This is a genomic window from Flagellimonas flava, assembly GCF_050617915.1.
Lineage (GTDB): Bacteria > Bacteroidota > Bacteroidia > Flavobacteriales > Flavobacteriaceae > Flagellimonas > Flagellimonas flava_A.
Genome location: NZ_JBODQE010000002.1, coordinates 243,417 through 262,049 on the forward strand (window position 1 = coordinate 243,417; position 18,633 = coordinate 262,049).

12 protein-coding genes and 1 tRNA gene are annotated in these 18,633 nt (G+C 42.5%); 8 read left to right on the top strand and 5 right to left on the bottom strand.

The window, feature by feature from the left end; genetic code table 11:
* Positions 1-61 precede the first annotated feature (61 nt).
* The gene (locus ACRHOZ_RS06875; RefSeq protein WP_431123805.1) at positions 62-1,618 is read left to right on the top strand and encodes a M28 family peptidase; all 1,557 of its coding nucleotides are present in this window, start codon (positions 62-64) and stop codon (positions 1,616-1,618) included.
* A gap of 379 nt (positions 1,619-1,997) precedes the next feature.
* Here the strand turns inward: ACRHOZ_RS06875 and ACRHOZ_RS06880 are convergent.
* Positions 1,998-2,073: transfer RNA gene (locus ACRHOZ_RS06880), tRNA-His, on the bottom strand.
* Positions 2,074-2,400: 327 nt separating this feature from the next.
* On the opposite strand from ACRHOZ_RS06880, the gene ACRHOZ_RS06885 reads away from it, so the two are divergent.
* A complete protein-coding gene (locus ACRHOZ_RS06885) occupies positions 2,401-4,485 on the top strand; it encodes a tetratricopeptide repeat-containing sensor histidine kinase (RefSeq protein ID WP_431123808.1) in 2,085 nt (694 codons plus the stop codon).
* Here ACRHOZ_RS06885 and bshB1 read toward each other — a convergent pair.
* The 4 genes from bshB1 to ccsA all read right to left on the bottom strand — a co-directional run bounded on the left by bshB1 (position 4,482) and on the right by ccsA (position 11,180).
* Positions 4,482-5,204: a bacillithiol biosynthesis deacetylase BshB1 gene (bshB1, locus tag ACRHOZ_RS06890; protein ID WP_431123811.1), complete on the bottom strand. Its 723-nt coding sequence runs from the start codon at positions 5,202-5,204 to the stop codon at positions 4,482-4,484. The genes ACRHOZ_RS06885 and bshB1 overlap by 4 nt on opposite strands.
* Positions 5,205-5,213: 9 nt before the next feature.
* Entirely contained in the window at positions 5,214-6,383 is a 1,170-nt protein-coding gene (locus ACRHOZ_RS06895) for a trans-sulfuration enzyme family protein (protein ID WP_431123814.1), read from the bottom strand.
* Positions 6,384-6,418: 35 nt separating this feature from the next.
* On the bottom strand, positions 6,419-7,828 hold the full coding sequence (locus ACRHOZ_RS06900; RefSeq protein WP_431123816.1) for an MATE family efflux transporter: 1,410 nt from the start codon (positions 7,826-7,828) through the stop codon (positions 6,419-6,421).
* Positions 7,829-8,003: 175 nt separating this feature from the next.
* Positions 8,004-11,180, bottom strand: coding sequence for a cytochrome c biogenesis protein CcsA (gene ccsA / locus ACRHOZ_RS06905; protein ID WP_431123819.1), 3,177 nt, complete (start codon positions 11,178-11,180; stop codon positions 8,004-8,006).
* Between the two features lie 153 nt (positions 11,181-11,333).
* Here ccsA and ACRHOZ_RS06910 point away from each other — a divergent pair, with 153 nt between their 5' ends.
* The 6 genes from ACRHOZ_RS06910 (at position 11,334) to ACRHOZ_RS06935 (ending at position 18,633) form a co-directional block, all read left to right on the top strand.
* Positions 11,334-12,095 (top strand): Rossmann-like and DUF2520 domain-containing protein, encoded by a 762-nt coding sequence (locus ACRHOZ_RS06910; protein WP_431123821.1) that lies wholly within the window; start codon positions 11,334-11,336, stop codon positions 12,093-12,095.
* Entirely contained in the window at positions 12,079-12,606 is a 528-nt protein-coding gene (locus tag ACRHOZ_RS06915) for a KdsC family phosphatase (protein WP_431123824.1), read from the top strand. Before ACRHOZ_RS06910 ends, ACRHOZ_RS06915 begins: the two co-directional genes overlap by 17 nt.
* Positions 12,599-13,198 carry a Maf family nucleotide pyrophosphatase gene (locus ACRHOZ_RS06920; protein WP_431123826.1) on the top strand — a complete coding sequence of 200 codons (600 nt, stop codon included), beginning with the start codon at positions 12,599-12,601 and terminating at the stop codon, positions 13,196-13,198. Before ACRHOZ_RS06915 ends, ACRHOZ_RS06920 begins: the two co-directional genes overlap by 8 nt.
* 34 nt (positions 13,199-13,232) lie before the next feature.
* The gene (locus ACRHOZ_RS06925) at positions 13,233-14,180 is read left to right on the top strand and encodes a septum formation inhibitor Maf (RefSeq protein ID WP_431123829.1); all 948 of its coding nucleotides are present in this window, start codon (positions 13,233-13,235) and stop codon (positions 14,178-14,180) included.
* Positions 14,181-14,285: 105 nt separating this feature from the next.
* Complete coding sequence (locus tag ACRHOZ_RS06930) at positions 14,286-16,817, top strand: PIG-L family deacetylase (RefSeq protein WP_431123832.1); 2,532 nt, start codon at positions 14,286-14,288, stop codon at positions 16,815-16,817.
* 109 nt (positions 16,818-16,926) lie between these two features.
* Entirely contained in the window at positions 16,927-18,633 is a 1,707-nt protein-coding gene (locus ACRHOZ_RS06935; RefSeq protein ID WP_431123835.1) for a sodium:solute symporter, read from the top strand.

Consider the following 18,633-nt stretch of genomic DNA (forward strand, 5'->3'; position numbering starts at 1 on the left):
ACCAATGATTTGATACAAATTGTTTGTTATTTTTGGCAGATTATTGAACAAATTCCTAGAAATGAGATTCATACTTCTTTTACTGCTCGGTTTTCAAATATCCTGCAATTCATCGCAAAAAACAGTGGAAACCAATACCGTGTCCAAAAGTGCTGTAGATCCGGTTACCTATGCCCAGACCATAACGGAAGAAGATTTGAAGGAACATCTTTATGTCTATGCTTCGGACGAGTTTGAGGGTCGGGAAACTGGACAACCAGGGCAAAAGAAGGCTGTGGAATATCTTAAGTCGTATTATGAATCTTTGGGAATCCCTGCGGCCAAAGCCAATGGCGATTATTTGCAAAAAGTACCCTTAGAAATTGCCCAGGTGCCCGAAGGTACGGCCTCCTTTAATGGTTCCACCTTTGAGTTGGGTGATGATATCCTTAGTTTTTCGCAAGCGAAAGGAAGTTACGAGGAGCTGGTTTACGTTGGTTATGGCATTGAGGAAGGTTCTTATTCTGATTATTCCAATGTGGATGTAACAGGAAAACTGGTCTTGATCAAAGCCGGGGAACCTGTAAATGAGGATGGCACATACACCCTCTCTGGAACCAAGGAAAAGTCCATGTGGAGCAATATGAGTGAAGGTGTGGGGAAAAAATCAGGTCTCGCCATGGAAAAAGGAGCCAAGGCCGTACTTTATTATGACACAACAAACTATCCCAGATTCAAAGGATATTTTGACTTCATGAAAAATAACAAGAGCGGTCAAATGACCTTAAAAGATCAATCTGATGCCAAGGTCTTAATACTTCTGAACAAGGGGTCGGTAAAAGCGCTAAAACCGGATATTGAATCAGATCATAATGCTGCCGCCTTTGCTGCGACTGTTCAATTGAACATAGAAAGTTCCAATGGACAAGTAGATTCTGAAAACGTGGCGGCTATTATAAAAGGAACCGAGAAACCCAATGAATATTTGATCGTCTCCTCCCATTTAGATCATATTGGTGTAACTGCAGATGGACAAATCAATAACGGTGCGGATGATGATGGTTCTGGCAGTGTGGCTTTACTTGAAATAGCGGAAGCATTCAAAAAGGCATCGGATTCGGGGCATGGTCCCAAACGTTCCATTGTTTTTCTTCATGTAACGGGTGAAGAAAAAGGGCTGTTGGGCTCCAAGTATTATACCGATGTTGACCCCATTTTTCCCTTGGAACAGACCGTTGCCAATTTAAACATTGATATGATAGGACGGATAGATCCCAAAAGAGGCGGGAACAGAAACTATCTCTATCTGATTGGTTCGGACAAGTTAAGTACGGAACTGCACAATTTATCCGAAGAAATCAATGCCAAATACACTCAAATAGAGTTTGATTACAAATACAATGATGAGAATGATCCAAATCGTTTTTACTACCGCAGTGATCATTACAACTTTGCCAAAAACAATATTCCCATCATTTTCTATTTTAATGGCACCCATGCAGATTACCACCGACCAGGGGACACTCCAGATAAAATAAATTATGATCTTCTGGAAAATAGGACCAGGCTTGTTTTTTATACCGCGTGGGAAGTAGCGAATAGGGAAAAAAGGGTGGTCGTGGACAAGTCGGCAAAATAGAGGCTTAGTAGCACAAAAAAAGCCCATCCTAGCGGAGGGCTTGTTGTTTGGGTGGAAGACCGGGTTCCCTTCGGCACAGCTCAGGACAAGCTTCTCACCCGTTCTTGCTTGATCGTACTGCACAAAAAAAGCCCATCCTTGCGGAGGGCTTTGCTATTTGGGTGGAAGACCGGGTTCCCTTCGGCACAGCTCAGGACAAGCTTCTCACCCGTTCTTCCTTGATCATGCTGCACAAAAAAAGCCCATCCTTGCGGAGGGCTTTGCTATTTGGGTGGAAGACCGGGTTCCCTTCGGCACAGCTCAGGACAAGCTTCTCACCCGTTCTTCCTTGATCATACTGCACAAAAAAAGCCCATCCTTGCGGAGGGCTTTGCTATTTGGGTGGAAGACCGGGTTCGAACCGGCGACCTCTGGAACCACAATCCAGCGCTCTAACCAGCTGAGCTACAACCACCATTTAAAGCGGAGGCAAAAATACTCCTTTTTATTTTTTCTGTCAAAAGAAATTCACCTTTCACAACCAATAAAATAAAAAAAGTTTTTAATGGGCTGTTCAACAGTATTCTTGTCCATCTTTTTGTCCCACATAAAAACTCCAACAGGCCGATTTTAGACCTACTAAATCTCTTATGGAATCCCCTACCAGACTAGCTAGTATTATTAAAACATCGATGAAATGCGCATTTTGTCAGACAAAACACACAATTTTTGCGTGTTCACAACATTTAGTTTCTAAAGCGGCCTCGCGCGGGTATTTTTAATCTCATTTAGTTTTAGGCCCCATGTCCCAAAAAAAGCATTGCTATCAGGAACTTTTTAAACCCGGTAAAGTAGTCGTTTGGCTCTTTTTGTTCATTATTACATTTTCATCCTATGCCCAAAGTAGTGAGCGGGATAGTCTAGCTTTTCGATTAAAGCGTTTGGAAATCACAAACAGGTTTAATCCGAAGGATACCACCCATATTAAACTGCTTATTAAACTTGCTGACTCCTATAGATTCTTCAATAACGATAGCCTGTATTCCATTAACAATCGGGCCATGGATTATAGCAAAGCAATTGGCCATTCACACGGAGAAATTAGGGCACTTGAAAATTTGGGGAGCTACTACTCCGATCAAGGGAATCGAAAAAAGTCTATGCCCATCCTTCAAAAAGCTTGGCAGTTATCAAAAAACACAGGGGATAAGGAGTGTGAGCTAAGTATCATCAATGCCCTCTCCAATGAATATTATTATGAGGGAAACGTGGCGGAGGCCCTTAATCTCTATTTGCAAGGGATTGATGTAGCCAAACAAGTTGGAAGTGATAGGATGTTGTCCATTTTAAACGAAAACATCGCAAGTCTGTATGCTGACCAAAAAGATTTTGCCAACGCCCTTGTTTACTATGATACGGTGCAAGCCATAAACCGGAAATTGGGTGATCAAATTTTCCATGCACAAACACAAAGTAATATGGCTTCGCTCTTCAAGGATGCGAAGAACTTTGATCATGCCATGTTCAACATCAACAAGAGTATTGCCAACTTTGAAGAACATGGGGTGTACGAATGGTTGGCTTATGCCTATCAGGTTAAGGGAAGTATTTATTTGGAACAGAAAAAGTACCAATGGGCCCTGTACTGGTACGACCAAAGTAGCTTGCTCCACAAAGACCTGGATGATGATCGGGAAAAAATCCAGCTCCTAAATGGGATGGCGAAGGTGTACTATGGTCTGGGAAAAGATAGTCTATCAATGGTCTATGCCAAGGAAGGATTGTTTCTATCCAAAAAAATCCAATCCTTGCAAGGTCAGATTGACTGCTCCGAAACTTTGTACAAATTGTACAAGGACAAGGAAAATACCCTTACGGCTTTGCTGCATTTGGAGAATTTCAAACAACTTTCCGATTCCTTATTCAGGGACAAAAACAGACAGAGCCTTTCCATGTTAAAGACCAAATTGCAGTATGAGCAGGAAAAGGAACAATTGATCAAGTCCAACAAATTGGCCTTGGCCAAGCAAAGGAGTTACATCTACTTTGCCATAATGATTCTAATCGTTCTCAGTGTGGTCACCTTTATGGTAAGGCGCAACGCCCATATCCAGAAAAAGTTAAACGTTGAACTACAGCAAAAATCGGAAGTGGTAAGCCAGCGGGAATCCGAACTTCATGAAATCAACAAAACAAAAACCAAATTGTTCTCCATTATCGGGCATGATCTAAGGGGACCTGTAGGAGCTATGCAAGGTATGTTGAAACTCTTTACAGATGGAGAAATAGGAAAAAATGAATTCATGTCGTTCATACCCAAGTTCAAATCCGATGTTGAAAATATCTCCTTTACCTTAAACAATTTACTTTCTTGGGGACAGACCCAATTAAATGGGGTAGCCACGAAACCCAAAAGGATTTCCTTGGACAAAATAGTAAATAGCAACATACAGCTGCTCTCGGAAGTGGCGTCCGGCAAATCGATAAAAATCATAAACCAATTACCGGAAAATCCTGTAGGTTGGGCCGATCAAAACCATATTGATATCGTTATCCGAAACTTGCTGAGCAATGCTATCAAATTTACTCCTGAGAATGGGCTTATTACCATTGAAGCCGAAGAAAAGAGAAATGATTGGCAGCTTATGATCAGGGATACGGGAATTGGAATGAACAAGGAAATCCAGAAAAAAATATTTACGGACACCACCAACATCACTACCTACGGAACCAACAATGAAAAAGGAACGGGTCTTGGACTATCACTTTGTAGGGAAATGATTCTAAAGAACAAAGGGGAAATATGGGTGGAAAGTGTTCTGCGAAAGGGATCCACTTTCTTCTTCACAGTTCCCAAAGCGGAGGACAAATATCAAAAAGCTAGTTAGATCAGCGCATCCAGATTGTCCACAGCAACAAAGCGTTCCACATTAAATCCTTCGGCGTATTCCACACCCACCAAGCGTCCCATATCCCTTGCCCTGTAGGTTACACTATCAATGAAGTTTTTACTGCTGATAGGTGTTTCGGGTTCATCGCTCTTGGGGTCAAAAAATTGGGAGCTATATGCTAAAATAGCTTCATTCTTTTTTTCAATAAAGCCGGATACATCCACCACAAAATCTGGTTCCAGGTTTTTCCATTGGATAAAATGATAAACCACTCTTGGTCTCCAGGGTTGCTGCCATTGGTCATCTCCGTCCATTTTGGTGTCTATTTTTACCAAACCACTCAAAAAGCAGGCGTCACTTACCAGTTGACTGCCCTTTGCATGATCAATATGTCTGTCATCAACGGCATTGCAAAGCACCACATCCGGGCGATATTTGCGAACCATTTTAATGATTTCCATTTGATGATGCTTATCATTCACAAAAAAACCATCTGCAAATTGCATGTTTTCCCTAACGGCCACTCCCAGGATCTCTGCAGCTTTGGCTGCCTCTTCATCCCTAATCTCAGGAGTTCCCCTGGTGCCAAGTTCTCCTCGGGTAAGGTCAATGATTCCAACTTTTTTACCTCTTGCCACTTCCTTGGCAATGGTTCCTCCTGCCCCCAGCTCTGCATCATCAGGATGGGCGCCAAAAACTAAAATATCTAATTTCATGAATGTTTGCTATGCATGCACCTGCATGGATTTTACCTCCGTTATCGCTTGTTCGATATCCCCAGTTAGGTCTTCAATATTCTCAATTCCTAACGAAAAACGAACCAAAGAATCTTTAATTCCCTGTTTTTGCCGGTCTTTCAGACTCATGAGCGCGTGGGAGGTGGTCACTGGAGATGAGACCGTACTTTCCAATCCAGCCAGACTCATGGAGGGTTTTATCAGTTTTAATTGCTTAAAGAATTGGGAAACATCCACCTCATCGCTCAACTCAAAGGAGAGCATTCCTCCAAAACCTTTCATCTGGGATTTTGCCAACAAATGATCAGGATGATCCTCCAATCCTGGATAATGAACATGTACAATATCTGGATTTTCCTCAAGGTAGGCTGCCATTTTAGCTGCATTGGCATTTTGCTCTTTCACCCTCAAGCCCATAGTCTTTAAACTGCGCTCCAGTAGCCAAACAGTATAATCGCTAAGACTACCTCCAAAACAAATGGCGGTTTGGTATACGCTTTCCATGTTTTCTTTGGATGATGCCACAACCCCGGCACAGATATCCGAGTGCCCACCCATGTATTTGGTGGCACTGTGGCACACTACATCAATACCAAAATCGATGGGGTTTTGGTTTATTGGGCTTGCAAAGGTATTGTCAATCATGGTCATGATGCCCTTGGACTTGGCAAACTTGGCCACTCCAGCTAAATCCGTAATGGTCAACAACGGATTTGATGGTGTCTCAATATAAATAAGCTTGGTGCTGTCCCTAAGTTCCCGTTCAAAGTCGTCCACTTGCCATCCTGTGGTAAAGGAATAGGAAATACCGAACCTTTCCAACTGGGTCACGGCTAGATTATAGGTTCCTCCATACAAGGTCTGCTGAAAAACAACATGATCCCCTGCTTGCAAAAACGTCAATAAAGCAGTGCTAATTGCGGCCATACCGCTTCCAAAGATCATGGCTTGCTCCGCATGTTCCAAGGCCGCCAGTTTTTTGCCCAATGCTTCTTGATTTGGCGTATTGAAATATCTCGGATAGCGTTTTACATCCACATCCTCAAAGGCGTAGGATGTGCTTGTGTAAATTGGAGAGGTGGCGCCTTTGAACAAAACATCCTCAACGCCACCCTCATGGGTACATATCGTATTGATTCCCTTTTTTTCTGGATTCATATCTGCAAATGTTTATGCTAAAGATACGAAACAGGTCATACTTGAACCTTCTTCCAATTTCCTTTTTTGAACCAGATTACCGCCATTACGGCGAGCAATACTTCTGCCGCAGTTATGGCTACAAAAACGCCAGTTGCACCCCAATCCAACACCAAGGCAGTAACGTACGCAATGGGCAATTGGAACATCCAAAAGGAAAAGAAATTAATCTTGGTAGGTGTCTTGGTATCCCCTGCTCCATTAAAAGCTTGGGTAACCACCATTCCATAGGCATAGAACACATACCCAATGGCAATGACCTGTAGGCAAAGGGCGCCGCTTTCCACCACACTTGGTGTATCATTGAACAGGGAAATAATGTTCTTGGCAAATATCAAATACACCAAGGACACCAAGCCCATAAAATAGGCATTGTACTTTCCTGTTTTCCAAACGGAAATTTCCGCTCTATCTGGTTGTTGCGCTCCCAGATTCTGGCCTACCAAGGTGGCCGCCGCGTTGCTCATACCCCAAGCAGGCATCAAGGTAAACATGATGACCCGGATGGCAATGGTATATCCGGCAAGTACCTCGCTTCCAAATTCGGACATGATCCGCATAAGAAAAACCCAGCTGGAAGTTCCTATCAGGAATTGGGCAATTCCACCCAGTGATACTTTGATCAGATTGATCATAACTTGGATATTGACCACCAAATCTTTCATGGCCAATTTGATCTTGCCCCATCCGAAGAACAGAATTCCCAGTTGAAATAAAACTGCAGAACCTCTTCCAATGTTCGTAGCAATAGCAGCTCCCATAACGCCATACTCAGGAATTGGACCCATTCCAAAAATGAAAATGGGGTCCAAGATTATGTTGAGTCCGTTGGACAATACCAGGGTCCACATGGCGATGGATGCATCCCCAGCTCCCCTAAAAATGGCATTGATCAAGAACAGCAACATGATGGTTATGTTCCCTCCTATCAAGAATCTGGTGTATCCGCTGCCTTCGGCAATAAGATCGGGCTCTCCTCCCATCAACTGTAGGATTTCCTCTGCCCACAAAATGCCCACAATTCCCAAAACAATGGAGACCAGCACACCCAAACCAATAGCCTGAACAGCAGCAATCCTAGCGCCTTGAACGTCTTTCTCCCCAATCCTACGGGCAACCACGGCTGTTGCGGCCATGCTCAATCCAATGGCCAGTGCATAAATCAGGGTAATCACGGATTCCGTTAGACCGATGGTAGCCACTGCATTAACGCTGACCTGTGATACATAGGCGATATCCACAATGGCAAAAATGGACTCCATCAGCATTTCCAAAATCATTGGAATGGAAAGCATGAAGATGGCCTTGCGAATACTTCCAGAAGTAAACTCAGTTTCTTTTCCAGATACAGCAATCCAGAAATAATTGAAAAATTTTCTAAGTGATAATTTATTTGAAGATGTCATTATAAAAAGAATTATGAGTAAAAAAAGAGGGTAAACGTCACTAAACCGAAACAAGATTTTCGGTTACATTTTCGGCCTAAAGGCCAATGTGACATCTATTGCGTACATAATTCTTATAACTTCATGATGGTGCAAAGATGCAATTTTTTTTGAAAGCACAAAGGGGACCCCCCAATTATTTGGCATAATTTACTTTATACCTCCACAGGCTGACAGCTCCCAAAATCAACACACCCAGTACCGTATACCAAATAAAACTTGGGGTAATAACCTGTTCTCCACTGGCATAGCTATGTAATCCCACCAAATAAAAATTCACCCCAAAATAGGTCATCATAATACTGGCAAAGGCAATTATACTTGCAAAATTAAAGGTCCATCTTCCTCTCAAACCAGGAACCAAACGCATATGGAGGACAAAAGCATATACCATTATGGAAACCAAGGCCCAGGTTTCCTTGGGGTCCCAGCCCCAATAGCGCCCCCAACTTTCATTGGCCCATTGACCTCCCAAAAAGTTTCCAATGGTCAACATTACAAGTCCAACGGTCAATACAATTTCATTAATAAGTGTCAGTTCCTTTAAATTCAGTTCCATCCGCTGTTTATTCTTTTTAGTGGTAAGAATAATCAATATCATGCAGACAACACCCAAAATCATACCTACTGTCAATGGGCCATAACTACCCACAATTACCGAGGTATGGATCATTAACCAATAACTATCCAAAACAGGCACTAAATTACCAATGGTAGGGTCTATCCAATTTTGGTGCGCAAAAAACAATAACATTGCACATACAAAAGCGGCGGCGGACAAGGTCAAAATACTTTTTCGTACAAAGAGCATTCCCATCCCCATGGTTGCCCAGGCCACAAAAAGCATGCTTTCATACGCATCACTCCATGGTGCGTGTCCCGAGATATACCACCTAAGAATTAAGCCCGCCGTATGCCAAATAAATAAAATGATTATAACTCCCTTGAGTGCATAAGCAGTTGCCTTCCAAATCTCCCTATCCTTAAAAATTTGACAAATGAGAATAACAAACAGCAACAGTCCAATCAGGCCATAATACCTGTATAATCGGTTGAATATGTCCAATTTGTTATAAATGACTTCGGTCTCTATCCTTTTTTCACTCGGAAGCACCTCCATGCCATGATTTCTCTGGTTTTGTTTAAAGGCCTCCAATAATTTGTCGGGTTGGGAATAATCTCCCATAGTAATTGCCGCCCTAAGCGTGCTTAAATAGTACGGCATTGAATTTTTTATGAAATTGGAATACAAGGAATCCGACACATGATGTTGCCCTCCCCTATATTCCACCGCAGAAATCCATTTGTTGTTTTCATCATTCAATAACGGAAATATCTTAATGATTTTACCGCTCAAAGCCTGATCTAAAAGACTCAATCGAATGTTGGCGTCTTTTAAATCCTGTTGAAATTTATTCGGACTAAGTGCCGTAGTTGCCTCATTTAAATAAGGCCCCAACTTGTATACACCCCTGTCATCAAAAAAGTCAGTTGCCTTGATAAATTCTTGAGTTTTGGGAATACCCAATACCTTGCGAATACTATCGTTCTTTCCTTTTTTATCCACTGCAATAAACTCTGCATTGTACCAAGCGGGGGGATTAAGCATCATTGATAAAAAGACCTGATCGGAATTCATATTCCCAAACTTGTCCTTTAGGCTCAATTTTCTTAGCAGCTCAGAAGAAAACGTATTGATAGGCTTCATCCGCCCGCCCTCATCTTGTATGACCAACTTTCCAAAAGCCTCTGCATGCTCTTCAGAAACAACAGTACTCTGTAATATGGAATCGATCTGAGCTTGTGTAGGCATCGTCCTATGGTCATGGCCGTCATCTGCGGTATGTTCTTGGGAAAATGCATTGAGGGTGCAAAGAATAGCAATAAGAGTAGCTAATGATTTCTTTTTCTCTGTTACCTTTTTTAAAGAAGCCGTTAAATCCCTAAATCGGGTTTTACCAAAGAACATGATGCCCATTAGACCCGCATAGAGAAGAAAGTACCCGACATAGGTTATCCAAGTACCCCAAAAATCATGATTGACCGAGAGTACGGTTCCTTTCTCATCGGGATGGAAACTGGCTTGGAAAAAACGGTATCCTTTGTGATCCAGAACATGATTCATAAACACGTCATAGTCAAAGGAACGTTGGTCATTTACGGTAATTTTGCTCATAAAGGAGGCATATCCTGTTTCGGTTCCTGGATATTTTTCCGCAATAAAGTCGTTTAGCCTAATGGAAAATGGAAGTTCATAGACCTTGGATCCATAGCTGAGGCTAAAATCCAATCCCCCGACTTTTATCTTATCTGAAAAATTGGAACTCCCCTTGCCTCCCAATAGCGTTTTTTCAACCGTTTCCCCGTTGGCCGTAATGGCAACCACCACAGCGTCCAAAGATTCCTTGGTGACCTCGTCCCTGGGCATCTCCACTATGCCATAACTTCCCCTGACCAAAGGTTCCGGTATTACAAATTGCATGCCTGCCATGGTATAAAGTGACCGCAGTTGCAATTGCTGCAAACTATCTTTTGCAACTTCGCCTTGGAATTGGTCTGCCATGCGCATAAATCGACCTTCAAATGGAGCATTTATTTGATAGGATTCCCCATCAGAATGAATATTAATAGCTCCATCTGTTGGCTTGTTCAAAGCAAACAGCACATTATGTATACTAGCTACTTTCCCGCTTTCCAAATAGTGTTCATGCCTTTGTCCATCTCCCGACTCAACAAGCTTCAAATATTGATTTCCATTCTCATCAGGAATCAGCCCTTCTTTGGCCCCATCAATGAAATTGACATAAGAAATGGTGAATGGCTGTCCATTGAAATCTGATTTCCACGGCAATCTTGACCGCATTCCTTCTGCAGTAACCAAAAGGTCGTCCTCCAAAATCCTGCGCTTTGTTTCTCCATTGATATCCCCATCTACATAAGCAGTCAGATAAGTCTTGTCCGAAAAAAAACGATTTTCCGTAGCTCCCTCACGTATGGGCATTACCCCTTCATAACTAATGTACCGAGTAACGAAAGCCCCAAGAATGATCAAAATCCATGAAAGGTGCAAAATCAAGACAGGCCATTTTTTCCAACTGAGGAGTTTGTAACGAAAAATATTCCCAATAAAATTGATCATAAAGAACACCATAATGGCTTCAAACCAGGTGGCGTTGTAGATGTAAATTCGCGCGGTTTCAGTACTATACCAGCTTTCCACAAAAGTGCCAATGCCCATAGCTGCTGCAAACAATAGAAAAAGTACAGCCATAAGTTTAGTGGAAAAGAGGGTCTTTTTAAGGAGGTCAATCATCTAACAGGACGTGATTTTAGCTTGCAAAATTAAGCTATTTTCCAATCAAAATATCCCAAGATTCCCATAAATCGAAATCCCTAAATCCGCTGAACATGTTAACAAATTTGGATTATTGTCAGCTTCGATATAATACATTCTTATTTTTGTGCCATGATTTCCGTTGTGATTTTGGGAACAGGTAATTTGGCCCAGCATTTGTGCCAAACTTTTAGCAAAACCGATTCCATTCAATTGATTCAGGTCTACGGTAGGAACCAGGGCAATCTGCAATGGTTTTCCAGCTATACCAAACTATGTTCGGAACCCAAAGACATTGCGAATGCGGATGTTTACCTTATTGCAGTGAGCGATCAAGCTATTGAAAAAGTTTCTGGTCACTTGCTGGACAAAAAAGGGATTGTGGCCCACACTTCTGGGGCTACCCCAATGAACGTATTATCTGCTGAAAATCGTGGTGTATTTTATCCCTTGCAGACCTTTACCAAAGGTAAATCCGTGGATTTTGATTCCATTCCCATTTGTCTGGAAGCTCAAAATGAAGAAGGTTTGGAGGTTTTACAGGACTTGGCTCAGGCCATATCCTCCAATGTCTATCTTATCAATACAGAACAACGCAGACAACTTCACCTTGCCGCAGTATTCACCAATAATTTTACCAATTACCTCTATGGTATTGGAGAAGCTATTTGTAAAAGGAACAAGATCTCATTTGATTTGCTAAAACCTCTGATTCAAGAAACGTCAAATAAAATTATGTCCCTACAGCCCAAAGAAGCCCAAACGGGCCCGGCGCGCAGAGGTGATGAAAAAAGTATGAACCAACATTTAAGTTTGATGAGCGATCACACCGAACAAGAAATCTATCGTTTGTTAAGCGAAGCCATAAAAACCGAATATGAAAAAGAACTATAAAGAACTGCTCCATCAGATTTCCACCTTTGTTTTTGATGTAGATGGAGTTCTAACGGATGGGTCGGTACTCGTGACCTCCAAAGGGGAAATGCTAAGAAAAATGAATGTCAAGGATGGTTATGCCCTTAAGACCGCATTGACCAAGGGATATAAAATATGTGTTATCTCGGGAGGTACTAATCCAGGCGTTAAAGAACGACTGAAAGGTCTGGGGGTGACCGACATTTATATGGGAGCTCATCACAAACAGGAACCTTTGGAAGAATTCCTCGACATTTATGGTATAGATCCAAATACAGTGCTATATATGGGGGATGATCTTCCGGATATCCCGCCCATGAAAATGGTTGCCTTGGCTACTTCTCCCCAAAATGCCGTAGTGGAGGTCAAAGCCATATCCGACTACGTGTCCCATAAAAATGGGGGCGACGGCTGTGTTCGGGATATCATTGAGCAGGTATTAAAGGTGCGTGGGGATTGGAACGACAATTACAGTGCCAGCAATGATTGAAAACCCGCTTAAGAAAAAACTCAAGGATCATAAATTGATATTGGGTTCAGGTTCCCCAAGACGCAAGAAATTCTTGGAAGACTTGGGGATGGACTTTGAGGTAAGGCCCAAATCAGTGGAGGAAATTTATCCAGAAGAACTGCAGGGCAGTCAGATTTCGGAATTTTTGGCCGTTTTGAAAGCGCAGCCTTTTCTGGATACTTTGGAGCCCAATGAAATTGTGCTCACTTCGGACACCGTAGTATGGCATAAGAAAAAGTCTTTGGCCAAGGCACCCAACCAGAGTGAAGCCCTACACATGCTGCAAACCATGTCTGGAGATTGGCATGAGGTGATTACTTCTGTATGCTTTACCACGGCAAAACAACAAAAGGTGGTTAGTGCTACCACCCATGTAAAGTTTATGGATTTTAGCGATGAAGAGCTCCAATATTACATAGAACAATGCCAGCCCTTTGACAAAGCGGGGGCTTATGGAATCCAAGAGTGGATTGGGATGGTTGGAATCTCGGAAATCAAGGGTTCCTATACCAATGTTGTGGGCCTACCTACCCATTTAGTTTACAAAACGTTAATGCAACTGGTTTCCTAAGCATACATTCGTAACTTTAAAGAAATTTACTGCCATGAAAAACGTGTACAAATTTGCTTTTTTGGGGATTTTGGGTGCTACATTCATCTATTCCTGTGTGGACACCACCAAAGCGTCCAACAAAGAAAATCCCGTGAATGCGGAAACCGCGGTCGTGAAACCCAAAAAACCTAAAAAGAAGTTATCCGAAGACTTTAAATCCTATTGGTATGCGGGCAATGCGGAAATTACTTCGTACAAACTAGAGCAAGCCCGATATGGGGAACTTAGGGACGGAACAGCGGTACTAATTTATGTAACCGAACCCTTTTTACCGGAAAAACAAGTTAAAGCAGACGGCAATAATCAAAGCAATGTTTCTGTTCTGAAGCTTAACGCTACCAAAAAATACCTTACAGGTATCTATCCCTATTCGGTGATGAGCAGCACTTTTTATCCTGTACATGATAATCAGCATGCGATCAAGACCAGTCTTTCCATGCAGGAATGGTGCGGGCATGTATATTCACAAATTAACAATAGGAATGACTTTGAGTTTACCTCACACTCTTATTTTGAGACCGAGGCCGATCAAAATCTCAACCTGGAGAAAAATATCCTGGAAAACGAGATTTGGAACAAGATCAGAATCAACCCCAAGGATTTACCTACCGGAGAATTAAAAATCATCCCTTCGTTGGAATTTGCCCGTCTGCGTCACAAACCCTTAAAGGCCTATGATGCAACTGCCGAAGTAAAACAAGTTGATGGCTTGAGCACCTATACCATTAACTATCCAGAATTGGAACGCAGCTTGGCCATAACGTTTACCACAGATTTTCCATATAGCGTTGAAAGTTGGACGGAAACCTTTAAAAGTGGTTTTGGTCCCAAGGCCAAACAGATGACCACCAAGGCCACCAAGTTAAAATCCATCAAAACAGCTTATTGGGGACAAAACAGTAATGATGACATGGTCTTGAGGGATAGTTTAGGTCTATAGATTTCCTCTTTTTATGCCGTTTATTGCTTGTTAAAGATGTTCTAAATTGCATTTAGGCTGGAGCTAATCTTTCTATATTTGGCGCAACCACCAAAATAATCAGGTATGCAAAAATATTGGGTTGGCTTTTTAAGCTTCATTTGCTTTTCCACAGCTTTATTTTCCCAAGCTCCGGATAAACCTTCTTCAACAGAAATTCATCATAAACTTCAGAAACTGAACTTTTTGGGAACTGCCCTCTATGTAGCGGCCCATCCCGATGATGAAAATACCCGATTGATTTCTTATTTGTCCAATCACGATAAAGCGCGCACTGTTTATTTGTCCCTGACTCGGGGAGATGGCGGTCAAAACCTTATTGGCTCCGAGCTTCGTGAATTATTGGGTGTTCTTAGAACCCAGGAACTGTTGGCAGCCAGACGGGTTGATGGAGGCGAACAGTGGTTTACCAGAGCCAATGATTTTGGATATTCCAAACACCCTAAAGAGACCCATAGAATTTGGGACAAAGACAAAGTGTTGGGCGATGTGGTCTGGGCCATTCGGAATATCAAGCCAGATGTAATCATCAATCGATTTGACCATAGAACTCCGGGAAGCACGCACGGGCACCACACCTCTTCAGCTATGCTGAGTGTGGAAGCTTTTGATTTGGCCAATGATGCCAATGCATATCCTGAACAATTGAGATTGACTTCTGCTTGGCAGCCCAAACGGGTATTTTTCAATACATCATGGTGGTTCTACGGGAGTCGGGAAAACTTTGAAAAGGCAGATAAGTCCAACATGTTGAGCCTGGATATAGGCGTATATTATCCAGAGTTGGGATTGTCCAACAACGAAATAGCATCCATTGCCAGTAGTCAGCATTTATGCCAGGGATTTGGTAGACTAACCACCAGAGGTTCCCAAGAAGAATATGTGGAACTACTGAAAGGCGACCTTCCCGCTTCCAACAATTTGTTTGATGGGATCAATACAACTTGGTCCAGGATTAAAGGTGGTAAAGCGATAGGGGATATTTTGTACAAGGTGGAGGAAAACTTCAACTATTCCAATCCCTCTGTTCATGTTCCAGACTTGGTACAGGCCTATACCTTATTGCAAGCTGTGGAAGACGAGCATTGGAAAAACTTAAAATCCGAAGCGCTACAAGAACTCATCCTCGATTGTGCTGGATTGTATATGGAAGTTAGTGCTGATTCAGGTTCAACAACCATTGGTGATCAAGCCAAGCTCAATATAGAGATAGTGAACCGAAGCGCCCAGCTAATCAAACTACAAGAAATTTCCGTTTTGGAATCCAAGGAAAAATTGGAGCCCAATCTTGATTTGGCCAACAACAAAAAAGAAACCTTGAGCTTGGATATATCGGTCGACAGTAACCTTGGAAATTCAAGCCCGTATTGGTTAACCACTCCTTGGAGCCTTGGCATGTACAAGGTTTCTGACCAAAATATGATTGGTAAAGCTGAAAATCCAAGTGCCTTTACTGCTAACTTTAGCTTGGATTTCTCTGGAACCACTATCGATTTCAATAAACCGATTATTCATAGATATTCCAAACCGGATAAGGGAGAATTATACGAGCCTTTTACCGTTCTTCCCCAAGTAACCTCCAAAATTTCTGAGGATGTATTGATCTTCTCGGACGCCCAACCCAGAGATGTCCTGGTCCACGTGAGAGCTGGAAAAAACAACGTATCAGGAACTTTGGAGCTTCAACATCCTGATGGATGGACGGTTTCTCCAAGAAATGCTTCCTTTTCCATAGAACAAAAAGGACAGGAACAAGCTATTATTTTTAAAGTAACCCCACCTGTTGATGATAATGAGGGAAAAATCAAGGCTGTGGCACATCTTGAAGGCCAGACATTCGATAAAGAACTGGTTGAAATTACCTATGACCATGTTCCTAAACAATCCATCCTTCTTCCCGCAGAAGCCAAAGTGGTCCGCATGAACATCCAGAAATCAGGTGAGCATATTGGATATATAATGGGTGCTGGTGACAAGGTACCCGAAAGCTTAAAGCAAATTGGCTATCAAGTCCATACCATAGACCCCAATGACATTCAAAGCGGGTCGTTGGATAAATATGATGCGGTAGTAGTTGGGATTAGGGCCTACAATGTTGTGGAATCCCTAAAGTTTAAGCAACCTGTTTTGTTTGAATATGTCCAAAATGGTGGTAACATGATTGTTCAATACAACACCGCGGGCAGATGGAGCAAGCAGTTTGAAAACATTGCCCCTTACGACCTCACCCTTTCCAGAGATCGGGTAACGGACGAAAACGCTGCCGTAAGTATTATTGCCAATGACCATTCCTTGGTCAATTTTCCAAATACCATTAAAGAAAGTGATTTTGATGGCTGGGTTCAGGAAAGAGGTCTCTACTTCCCAAAAGAGTGGAGTCCTGAGTTTACACCAGTGCTCTCCATGACGGACGAGGGCGAGGAGGCCAAAGAAGGAAGCCTCTTGGTTGCCCCCTACGGAGAAGGTCACTACATATACACAGGTTTGAGCTTTTTCCGGGAGCTCCCGGCAGGGGTTTCAGGTGCTTACAAACTTTTCGCCAACATGTTGTCCATAGGTAAGAGCGAAGTTAAAACAGATAGTAATGTCAAAGGATAGCATGGAAAATAAATGGGTTTGGAAACGGGAATACTCCATTGTATTGCTGCTCAACTTCATTTACATTTTGATTTTCTACTTCATCATGACCCTTAATACCTAAACCTTAATGGGGATATTAGATTGGATTGTTCTGGGCAGTACGCTGCTTTTTATTGTAGTCTATGGTGTATGGAAAACCCGTGGAAGTAAAAATGTGGAAGACTATGTTCTTGGCGGAAATGATGCCAAATGGTGGACCATCGGATTGTCCGTTATGGCAACCCAAGCAAGTGCAATTACCTTTTTATCCACTCCTGGACAAGCATTCCACGATGGGATGGGCTTTGTACAGTTCTATTTTGGATTGCCCTTGGCCATGATCGTCATCTGCTTGGTCTTTATTCCCATCTATAGAAAACTTAAGGTCTATACCGCCTACGAAATGCTGGAAGGCCGATTTGACCTAAAGACCAGGTCTTTGACCGCCATTTTGTTCTTGGTGCAAAGAGGTTTGGCAGCCGGAATTACCATTTTTGCTCCTTCCATCATCTTGTCCGCTGTATTGGGCTGGGATTTAAGGACCCTAAATATCATTATCGGTATTCTGGTCATTATCTATACCGTTACCGGAGGAACCAAAGCGGTAAGCGTTACGCAGAAGCAACAGATGTTTATCATTATGGTGGGCATGTTCTTCGCTTTCTTTTTTATTTTGGGTTCCCTCCCCAACGGGGTGTCCTTTGGTGAGGCCTTAAAAATTGCGGGCGCCAATAACAAACTCCAAATCTTGGATTTTAGCTTGGATACCAACAATAGATACACCTTTTGGAGTGGTATTACGGGGGGATTCTTTCTGGCTCTGGCCTATTTCGGAACGGATCAAAGCCAAGTACAGCGCTACCTATCCGGGGAGTCGGTTCGGGAAAGCCAATTAGGGCTGATTTTTAACGGTATTTTCAAGATTCCAATGCAATTTTTTATCCTGCTTGTAGGAGCCATGGTTTTTGTTTTTTATCAGTACAATGCCTCCCCGCTTAATTTCAATCCTGCGGCCACTGAGGCGGTAAAAGAGTCAAAATATGCAGCTGATTATGAACTATTGGAAGAGGGACATTTGGCCTTGGAGCAAGAAAAGAAAAAGGCCCAAGAAAGCTTCTCCTCTGCCCTAGCACTAAAGGAATACAATGCCATTCAGCAGGCCGAGTTGGATATCATGCAAATTAACCAACAGGAACGAGCCAATCGGGATGCAGCCAAAACCCTAATTGCCCAGGCCGATGATTCTGTTGAAACCAACGACAAAGACTACGTTTTTATCCACTTTATCCTGGATAATTTGCCCACGGGGCTTATTGGGCTATTGCTGGCGGTAATTCTTTCAGCGGCTATGTCTTCCACTGCTTCCGAATTGAATGCACTGGGCACCATTACGGCCTTGGACCTGTATAAACGAAACAAAAAGGAGGAAAAAGATGCCAAACATTACGTTTGGGCCACCAAAGGATTCACTTTGCTATGGGGGATAATGGCTATTATCATTGCCTGTGTGGCCAACCTTTTCGACAACCTAATCCAATTGGTAAACATTATCGGCTCTATTTTCTACGGGAACGTATTGGGTATATTCCTTTTGGCCTTCTTTGTGAAGTTTGTTAAGGGTAATTCTGTTTTTGTTGCCGCTATTGTAACACAAATCATAGTAATTATCGGTTGGTATATGGACTGGATGTCCTACCTATGGCTAAATGCCTTTGGTTGTGGTTTGGTCATTATCTTGGCCATGGTCATAGAGAGTTTTGACGGTTTATTGGGGAAACCTCCAGTCAAGACATAA